At 70.9% G+C, this 8,161-nt stretch carries 12 protein-coding genes; 6 read left to right on the top strand and 6 right to left on the bottom strand.

The window, feature by feature from the left end:
* Nucleotides 1-408, top strand: a 408-nt coding sequence (locus E1166_RS27490; protein WP_165944446.1) for an RICIN domain-containing protein, incomplete at its 5' end; no start/stop codon positions are given.
* 65 nt (nucleotides 409-473) lie between these two features.
* Here E1166_RS27490 and E1166_RS27485 read toward each other — a convergent pair.
* A complete protein-coding gene (locus tag E1166_RS27485) occupies nucleotides 474-656 on the bottom strand; it encodes a DUF397 domain-containing protein (protein WP_132342816.1) in 183 nt (60 codons plus the stop codon).
* Nucleotides 653-1,462, bottom strand: coding sequence for a helix-turn-helix transcriptional regulator (locus E1166_RS27480; protein ID WP_132342813.1), 810 nt, complete (start codon nucleotides 1,460-1,462; stop codon nucleotides 653-655). The genes E1166_RS27485 and E1166_RS27480 overlap by 4 nt, the downstream gene beginning before the upstream one ends.
* Before the next feature lie 242 nt (nucleotides 1,463-1,704).
* Here E1166_RS27480 and E1166_RS27475 point away from each other — a divergent pair, with 242 nt between their 5' ends.
* The 3 genes from E1166_RS27475 to E1166_RS27465 are packed head-to-tail and all read left to right on the top strand — an operon-like array spanning nucleotide 1,705 to nucleotide 2,425.
* Nucleotides 1,705-1,887 (top strand): hypothetical protein, encoded by a 183-nt coding sequence (locus E1166_RS27475; RefSeq protein ID WP_132342812.1) that lies wholly within the window; start codon nucleotides 1,705-1,707, stop codon nucleotides 1,885-1,887.
* Nucleotides 1,884-2,177: a hypothetical protein gene (locus tag E1166_RS27470; protein ID WP_243710549.1), complete on the top strand. Its 294-nt coding sequence runs from the start codon at nucleotides 1,884-1,886 to the stop codon at nucleotides 2,175-2,177. Before E1166_RS27475 ends, E1166_RS27470 begins: the two co-directional genes overlap by 4 nt.
* Nucleotides 2,174-2,425, top strand: a complete 252-nt coding sequence (locus E1166_RS27465) for a flavin reductase (RefSeq protein WP_132270916.1) — start codon at nucleotides 2,174-2,176, stop codon at nucleotides 2,423-2,425. The genes E1166_RS27470 and E1166_RS27465 overlap by 4 nt, the downstream gene beginning before the upstream one ends.
* 129 nt (nucleotides 2,426-2,554) lie before the next feature.
* Here the strand turns inward: E1166_RS27465 and E1166_RS27460 are convergent, their stop codons facing one another.
* Both E1166_RS27460 and E1166_RS27455 read right to left on the bottom strand, forming a co-directional pair.
* Nucleotides 2,555-2,911 (bottom strand): ribbon-helix-helix protein, CopG family, encoded by a 357-nt coding sequence (locus E1166_RS27460; protein ID WP_132270915.1) that lies wholly within the window; start codon nucleotides 2,909-2,911, stop codon nucleotides 2,555-2,557.
* The gene (locus E1166_RS27455) at nucleotides 2,908-3,291 is read right to left on the bottom strand and encodes a hypothetical protein (RefSeq protein ID WP_132342811.1); all 384 of its coding nucleotides are present in this window, start codon (nucleotides 3,289-3,291) and stop codon (nucleotides 2,908-2,910) included. Before E1166_RS27455 ends, E1166_RS27460 begins: the two co-directional genes overlap by 4 nt.
* On the opposite strand from E1166_RS27455, the gene E1166_RS27450 reads away from it, so the two are divergent.
* Nucleotides 3,286-4,311, top strand: a complete 1,026-nt coding sequence (locus tag E1166_RS27450; protein ID WP_207914572.1) for a class I SAM-dependent methyltransferase — start codon at nucleotides 3,286-3,288, stop codon at nucleotides 4,309-4,311. The two genes, E1166_RS27455 and E1166_RS27450, sit on opposite strands and share 6 nt — an antisense overlap.
* A 73-nt stretch (nucleotides 4,312-4,384) precedes the next feature.
* Here E1166_RS27450 and E1166_RS27445 read toward each other — a convergent pair whose 3' ends face one another.
* Nucleotides 4,385-5,032, bottom strand: coding sequence for a response regulator transcription factor (locus E1166_RS27445; RefSeq protein WP_132342810.1), 648 nt, complete (start codon nucleotides 5,030-5,032; stop codon nucleotides 4,385-4,387).
* Nucleotides 5,033-5,160: 128 nt separating this feature from the next.
* Here E1166_RS27445 and E1166_RS27440 point away from each other — a divergent pair, with 128 nt between their 5' ends.
* Nucleotides 5,161-5,340 carry a hypothetical protein gene (locus E1166_RS27440; RefSeq protein ID WP_132342809.1) on the top strand — a complete coding sequence of 60 codons (180 nt, stop codon included), beginning with the start codon at nucleotides 5,161-5,163 and terminating at the stop codon, nucleotides 5,338-5,340.
* 465 nt (nucleotides 5,341-5,805) lie between these two features.
* Here the strand turns inward: E1166_RS27440 and E1166_RS27435 are convergent, their stop codons facing one another.
* Nucleotides 5,806-7,959, bottom strand: coding sequence for a transglycosylase domain-containing protein (locus E1166_RS27435; protein ID WP_132342808.1), 2,154 nt, complete (start codon nucleotides 7,957-7,959; stop codon nucleotides 5,806-5,808).
* Nucleotides 7,960-8,161 lie beyond the last annotated feature (202 nt).

The raw sequence follows: 8,161 nt of genomic DNA, 5'->3' as shown, positions 1-8,161 counted from the left end.
CCCCCGAGCAGCCCGCCGCCCGGCCTGTCGAATGCCATGATCGTTGGGGCGCAGTCGGGCCGGTGCATCGATGCGCCGAGCACCAGCAACGGCGTCCAGATGCAGTTGTGGGACTGCCGTGGCGCGACGAACCAGCGCTGGACGTACACCGCGAGCCGGGAGTTGCGGGTTTACGGCAACAAGTGCCTGGACGCCAGCGGACGGGGCACCACCAACGGCACCGCCGTGATCATCTGGGACTGCACCGGCCAGCCGAACCAGCAGTGGAACGTCAGCGGCAACACCATCACCGGAGTCCAGTCCGGACTGTGCGTTGACGCCAGCGGCGCGGGCACTTCCAACGGCACCAAGCTCCAACTATGGACCTGCCACGGTGGTGCCAATCAGCAGTGGAGTTCACGCAGCTGATGCGGTGAACGAAAGAGCCCTCGGCATGAAGCTGAGGGCTCTTTCGTACGTCGGCAGTTGTGCCGTCAGCGGGTCTTGGCAAAGGTGACGAAGCTCTGCCACGCCTCCGGGGCGAACTGGAGCATGCCGCCCTCGCGGTCCTTGGTGTCGCGGACGAGCACCACGCCGGGCAGGTTGTCGGCCACCTCCACACACGATCCGCCGTTCGAGCCGGAGCGAGTCGACTTGTGCCACTTGGCACCGCTCATGTCCATGTCTGCGCCGCTTCCTTGATGAGGTCGAGTGACTGCCTGCGCGAGAGGGCTTCGCCCCTGACCATTTCCCACGTTCGCTGGAGGGTAGCAAGCCGATCAGGCTGGTTCACGACCTGCGCCTGCACCTGATGGTCCAGGTGCGCGGCCACCGATCCGTCGGGCAGGGTGGCCAGGATGAATCCTCCCTGCAGGCCAGGGTAGACCCCTGCTTCCTCGGTGACTACGAGTATCTGGACGTGCGGCAGCTCGGCCATCTTGACGAGGTGATCGATCTGTTCCCGCATGACGCTGGCATGTCCGTTGATCTGCCGACGAAGAACCATCACGTCAACTACCGCCACCAGCGGCGTGGGCGCGTCCCGGGTCACGATCGTTTGCCGCTCCAGCCGGGACGCCACCCGCTGCTCAATCTCGTCTGGCAGCAGTAGGCCGTCCGCGAGCGTTGCTCGCGCGTACGCCTCGGTCTGCAGAAGGCCGGGTACGTAGGCGGGCTCGTACCAGCGCAGCAGGGTCGCCTCGCGCTCCAGCCCGATCCACTCGCGCAGCCACTCGGGGTCGACCTTGGACAGCTCCCGCAGCATCCGGGCGAACCGGCCGCCCTTCTGCCGGTCACAAGCCGGGTCATGCGCCCGGTCAACGGCCATGGCGTAGTCGATCGTCGGTGGGCGACCGCCGGTCTCCACCGAGCTGACGTGCGAGGCCGAGTAGCCGATGGCCTTGCCGAAGTCTTCCTGGCTGAGGCCAAGGGTGGTTCGCAACAGGCGAAGCTCCATCACCACGTAATCCATCACGCTGCCCATCGGATACCCATCTCCTGCCCAATCTCCGCGGCGTGTTTCCCAGTGCTGTCCGGCGGCGCTCACTGTTGGCGTATCACCAGCTCAGTCGGCATGAGCGCCTGTCGAAGTCAGACCGATCCTAACCAGACTGTCACTCATGCGGACCTGCTCCTCGCTGAGCGTAGCTGGGGTGGGTCCTGCCCTGGGGCCGCCCGTGTTCCCCCGTGCAGGGGCGGCCCCTTCCCAACTTCGAGGAGGTCGACGTGCGTATCCCGTTCTTCCGGTGCCGGGCCAAGGAGCAACCGACGCTGCCGCGCCGGGTGCGCGGAACCAACCTGCCGGAGTGGATGCGCCTGCCAACGCAGCCCTACCCCCAGCAGGGGCCCGGCCGCGCCGGCGGACTCACGCCGGGCCAGGAGTGGCGCGCGAACGGGGGCCGCTGGTGACCGTTCTCGACGACATTCGCACGGTCACCGGCCACATCGGCTCCCACCCGACCTGGAACTGCGAGGCGTGCGGTGAACCATGGCCCTGCCCGGTCTTCCAGGCGATCCCGGCGCACCAGCTCACCACCTCGACGCTCATCCCCGCCATGTCGTTCCTGCTGAGCCGCGCCATCAAGGATCTGCGCGGACGCCCCGAAGGCCCGGAGCCGCCGCAGATCGTGAAGCGGTTCGTGTGGTTCCTGCCGCTGAGCGACGACGAGGCCCGAGCCATCGCGTTGAGGCTGCGATGACGGCCCGCCGCGTGGTCCCACACGTCGCCATGCGCCCGCTGTGGCGATGCCGCAACTGCGGCGCGGAGTGGCCCTGCCAACCGGCCCGGCTGTCCCTGCTCTCCGAGTACCGGGAGGACCGGACGGCCCTGATCATCTACCTCGGCACGCTGATGGCCGAGGCCAGCGACCAGCTCGCCCAACTCAACCCCGACCGACGGGTGGACCTGACCGACCGCTTCCTCACCTGGGCCAGAGCCCGAGGATGAACGCGAACGTGGTCCACGCCCGCTGACCGAGGGTGGGAGGGCCGACGGTCCAGGTGATCCGCGAGTCTCCCCAGCTGCCGGCGACCTTGGCGGACGATGAACCGAGTTTCGTGCGTGCCTCGCTGAAGGTTATGCCGCGTCGGCGTGGCCTTCGGTGGTGCGGTTGGTCACGATGCGGCGGAGTACGTCGAGGGCGTGTTCGGCCTCGTCGCGGCTGACGGGTGCGGTGCAAGCGGTGATGTATCTGGTCAGGGCGTCGCGGATGATGTCGGATCGCCGGGTCGCGGCCTGGTCGGCGAGGCGGTCGAGGTGTTCGACGAGCGGGACAGGTAGCCGGATGCTGACCAGCATCATGGGTGCCTCAGGTGCGGCGCCGGTCGTTGGCGCTGCGGTCATGGATCTGATGACCGGCATCAGGCTGTCGGTGTTCTGGAACCAGGCGATGACCTCGTCTTTGGTCATCCGGTCGAAGTCCGGCTCGGTCACAGGACTCGCCTCCTCCACTCGTCAAGGTCTGCGCCACGTAGGGCACGAGCCCCGATGATCTTGTATGTCTGGGTGGCACCGATGCGGTCGCACAGCGCGGCGATGACTCGACCGCTATCGGCCATGCCCATCACGATGAGCAGCAAGTCGCCGAGGGCGCGCTCGTAGCGTAAGCCCGGCGGGGCGTACAGGGCCTGGGTTGCCTCGTCCACGCCGACGCCGTTGCGGCGAGCGTTGTCCAAGCCCTCGTCGGTCCACACGTACTCGCGTTCCGGCGCTCCTTCACCGTAACACGTCGTAATACGCCGGAGTTGGCGGACGCGGACTGGGTCATCCGCTGACAGGGCACCTGCGCTCTTGTCGCTCCGGGTGGTGTGCACCAGGGCAATCCGTCGAGCGGTCAGCGGTGGCTGATCCGCGGCTGCTCGGAAGTCGGCGAGCTGGCAGGGGACGCCGACGGGTACCCGGTTCTGCGAGATGAGACTGATGGGCGTCATCGCCGCAGCGATCTCGCGCGTGGACGGCCCACCGGCGCAACAACCGTTTGGCAGGATGGTGCGATGGGCGGCATGGATCGACGTGACCTCGGTCGTCGGCTGTTCAACGAGGTGCCGGAGCTTTACGACCGGGTGCGGCCGGGATACCCCGACGAGCTGTTCGCCGACCTCGTCGCCACCACCGGCATGGACGCAGGGTCGCCGGTGCTTGAGGTGGGCTGCGGTACAGGTCAGGCGACACATTCGCTGGCGGCGCTCGGCTGTCCGGTGACCGCCGTCGAGCCGGGCTCGGGTATGGCCGCACTCGCTCGCGAACGGCTCGCCGAGTTCGGCAACGTCACCGTGGAGACGTCGACGTTCGAGGAGTGGGACGATCGCGGTCGACGCTTCGATGTCCTGGTAGCCGCCTCGGCGTGGCACTGGGTCGATCCGCCGATCGGCTGGTCGCGAGCGCACGAGGTGCTCCGTCCGGGAGGCTGGATGGCCCTGCTCGGTCACGTCGTCGTCCGCCGGCCGGGCGAACCGGAGGTGTACGCCGAGACCGCCGATCTGCACGAGCGGTTCTCCCCCGGAAACCCCGGCTGGGGTCATCCGCCACTCGAAGACGACGTGCGCGGCACCGACGAGGGCTGGGGCTTGGTCGAGGACCCCGGCGGCTTGTTCGGCCCCACGGTCGTGCGTTGGTACCCGGCCGTTCAGTGGTTCGACGGGGACGGCTTCGCCGATCTCCTTCGCTCGCTGTCGCTGTACCGCAGGCTCGATCGTGACGTCCGTGAGCCTTTGCTCGACGCCATCGCCGAGCGCATCCGCACCCGGATGGGCGACCGGGCAGCACGCCGTTACCTCAGCGTCCTCCGTGTCGGACAGCGCGCCGGGCGAGCCCAGGGACAGGCGGAGTCGTAGCGCGGTCGGGGCAGCCGGACCGGTCGGTGGCCACCCCGCTGGACCGGGTGGGTCGCGCCGTTGACGGGGCCGCTCAGCCGGTGAGGCCGGCGTCGCGGGCCAGGAGCGCGGCCTGCACCCGGTCGGTCACCCCGAGCTTGGCGAAGACCGCGGAGAGCTGGTTGCGTACCGTCTTCTCGCTGAGCCCGAAGCGCCGGGCGATGCGGGCGTTGGTCTCGCCGGCCGCGAGGTGCCGCAGGATGTCCCGCTCGCGGGGGGTCAGCTGGTCGAATGGCGGCGGCAGCTCGACCGGCTGGCGTTGCAGCGTGGTCAGCACCTGCGGGCCGACCCGGGGGCCGAGGACGAGACCACCGCCGGCCACCGTACGCAGAGCGTCGACGATCACGTCCGGATCGGTGTCCTTCAACACGTAACCCCGGGCACCGGCCCGCAGCGACCGGTTCACCACGTCCTCGTCGTCGGCCATGGTCAGCATGAGCACCCGGGTCTCCGGCCGGGACAGCAGGATCCGCCGGGTCGCCTCCACCCCGTCGCCGTCGGGCAGCGCCACGTCCATCGCGACGACCGCCACCCGTTCGGTGACGACAATGCTGACCGCCTCGGCGCAGGTGGCCGCCTCGACGATGCCGTCGACCCAGTCTTCCCCTTCGAGCATCGTCCGCAGACCGCGCCGGACCACCGGATGGTCGTCCACGATCAGCACCCGAACCCGCTCGGCCATGCCCGTGCAACTGCGTCCAGGTCGACCGGACCACGTCCCGGGAGCGGGCGTTCCACGCCGCGTCCTGGTAGCCGCCGCGCACCAGGCTCAGCGCGTCCGCCACCACGTTGGCGCCCTCCGCCCCGACGGTGCTGGTCAGGAAGGCGCGTACCGCGGGGCCGTTGGTGACCGCACCGGTGCTGGTCGCCTGGCCGAGCCGGGCCAGGACGGCCATCGCCACGGCGAACCGGGAACGCTCGTCACCCCCGCTGTCCGGAGCGGCGGCGTCGGCGACCGCCCGGGTGGCCGCCACGTGCCCGGCCACCTGACCGGCGTCGGCTCCCTGGTGGGTGGCCCGCCAGTCCAGCAGCTCGGCGGTGAGCAGGGCGTCCTTCAGGCCGGCCGCGCCGGCGTCGCGGGTCTGCACCACCGCCCCGAAGAGCGCGCCGTGCACCGTCTGCTCGTCGAAGGGCACCGGGTCGGCGGCCCGGGCGGGCGTCTGGTGCATCGTGACCAGCAGTGCCGCGACAAGTGCCGCAGCACCCCACCGGCCGCCACCGGGCCCGCGGCGTCTTCCCCGGCGACCCGGCTTGACGATACGGAGAAGCGCACCGCTTCCCGATCGTCCGATTGGTGCTCCCGCTGTTCTCACCGCTGCTCCTCTCGCCGGGCGGGTCCCCACCCGCCTGCTGAGGACCGACCCTGGCGGTCCGGTCGTCCCCGCGGGCAGGGACATCCGTCCCCCGGCCGGGGGACAGCGGAGAGCGCGCGGGCCCCGGACGGGGCGTCGGGGCTCAGCCCCGGCGGTTGAGCCAGCGCAGCAGGTCCGGCGGGATGGCCGGACCCGTCACGGACGGCGACGGCGCAGGCGGCTCGGGACGCCGCATGTCGCCGGCGAGTTCCCGGCTCGGCGCGGTGAAGTCGCGTACCGGCTGGCCGTCCACGGCGGTGCGGATGATCCGGGCGACCGCCGCGATCACCTGCGACTGCACGGCCGCGCCGACCGCGTCGCTCGGGTTGTCCGGGTTGGCGGCGATGCCCGCCACCGCGACCTGCGGGGTGAACCCGACGAAGGTCTCCGTGGCGTTCTGCTCCGAGCTGCCGGTCTTGCCGGCCACCGGGCGGCCGACGATCCCGTCCACCCCACCGGCCGTTCCGCCGTTGCACTGCCCGTACGCGGACTGCTGCCCCACCGGGCAGCGCGCCGCGTCGGTGGCGGCCCGGGCCACGTCCTGGCTCAGCACCCGCTTGCAGGACGGCGCACCGACCGGCACCTTCCGGCCGTCCGGCGCGGTCACCGACACCACCGGCGTCGGGGTGCAGTACATGCCCTCGGCGGCCACGGTGGCGTACGCGTTGGCCAGGTCCAGCGGGGTGGTGGCGGCCACGCCGAGGGTGAACGCGCCCCAGTTCGCGGCGTCGTGTGCCGCGAACGCCGCGTCGGACCCGGCCCGGAAGGTGATGCCGAGGCGCTGCGCCATCTCCACCACCCTGTCCTCGCCGACCTGCTCGGCCAGCCAGACGAAGTAGGTGTTCACCGAGCGGCCGAAGGCGTCCCACATCATCCGGTAGCCGTCCATCCGCTCCGGGTTGGCGTTGGCCGGACACCACTTGCCGTCACAGCTGCCCTCGCCCTCGGCCGGGTAGCGGGTCAGCAGCCGGCTGGGTGCGTCGAACCCGGTCGAGAGGGTACGCCCCGACTCCAGCGCGGCGAGCATGGTGAAGAGCTTGAACGTGGACCCGGCCTGGTAGCCGTCGATGCCGCCACCGCCGGAGACCAGCGGGTTGACGGTCTGGCCGGGCCCGACACCGTACGGGCGGTTGACCGCCATGGCGAGGATCCGGCCGGTGCCCGGCTCGACGGCCGCGATCGGCAGCGCCCGCTTGTCGTCGGCGGCGTAGACCTCGCGGGCCTCCCGCACGGCGGTGGCCTGCACCCGAGGGTCGAGGGAGGTGACCACCGTGTAGCCGCCCCGGCGCAGCGCCTGCTCCCGCTCCTGACCGGTGGCGCCGAACGCGGGCTGCTCCAGCCACCAGCGGCGCAGGTAGTCGCAGAAGAAGCCGTCGTCGGCGGGTCGGGTGGCCACACAGCCGTTGGGTTGGGCGGTGGGGTGCAGGACCAGCTTCTCGGTGTTGGCCCGGTCGGCCTGCGCCTGGGTGATCGCGCCGGTGCCGACCATGGCGTTCAGCACGTACCCGCGCCGGGCCAGTGCCGCCTTGGCGTCGCCGTCGATCGGGCTGTACGCGTCCGGGGACTGGACCAGGCCGGCGAGCAGGGCGGCCTCGCCGAGGGTCAGGTCGGCCGGTGTCTTGCCGAAGTAGCGCTGGCTGGCCGCCGCGATCCCGTACGCCCCGGAGCCGAAGTACGCGATGTTCAGGTACCGGTTGAGGATCTCGTCCTTGCTGAGCTTGTGCTCCAGCGCGGTGGCGTACCGGATCTCCTGGAGCTTGCGCCCGACGGTCTGTTCGGTGGCCGCCTGCTGCTCCTGGGCGCTGCGGTGGGGGTCGCTCTTGAGCACGTTGCGGACGTACTGCATGGTCAGCGTGGAGCCGCCCTGCGTGTCTCCGCCGGTCACGTTGGCCACCAGGGCACGGACGATACCGCGCAGGTCGGCCCCGCCGTGCGAGTAGAAGCGCCGGTCCTCCGCCGCCACGATCGCCTGGCGCATCGCCGGGGTGATCTCGGCCAGCGGCACGTCGGTGCGGTTGACGTCGTAGAAGGTGGTGAGCAGGGTTCTGCCGTCGTTGGCGTAGACGTAGGAGCGCTGCGCGGTGGTCGGGGTGGCCAGTGCCGCCGGCAGGTCGCGGTACGCCCCGAGCGCCGCTTTGGCGGCGTACCCGGCCAGCAGGTTGCCGGGTAGCGCGGCGACCGCGAGGGCGAGACCGGCCAGCACGCCGGCGAGCAGCACGGTGAGCAGCCGCGACAGCGGCGTCCGGGGGCGGGGCATGGACCCACAATGACCAGGTCAGCGACCGGCATACCACCCGCGACCGGGATTGTCGGCTAACTCACGGTCGCCGGGCGGCGACTTCCCCACTGCGCCGCCCGGCTGTCCGCTTCCGACGCCTTCTCCCCTTTTCGGGTCGCACCGCCACGTTGGTCGGGCCGTTCCCGCCCTGACGGTCAGCCGGCGGGAAGGGGGCCTGGCG

Origin of the sequence: Micromonospora sp. KC213 (assembly GCF_004348325.1) — a bacterium.
Lineage (GTDB): Bacteria > Actinomycetota > Actinomycetes > Mycobacteriales > Micromonosporaceae > Micromonospora.
This window is presented reverse-complemented; position numbering and strand designations above follow the sequence as displayed.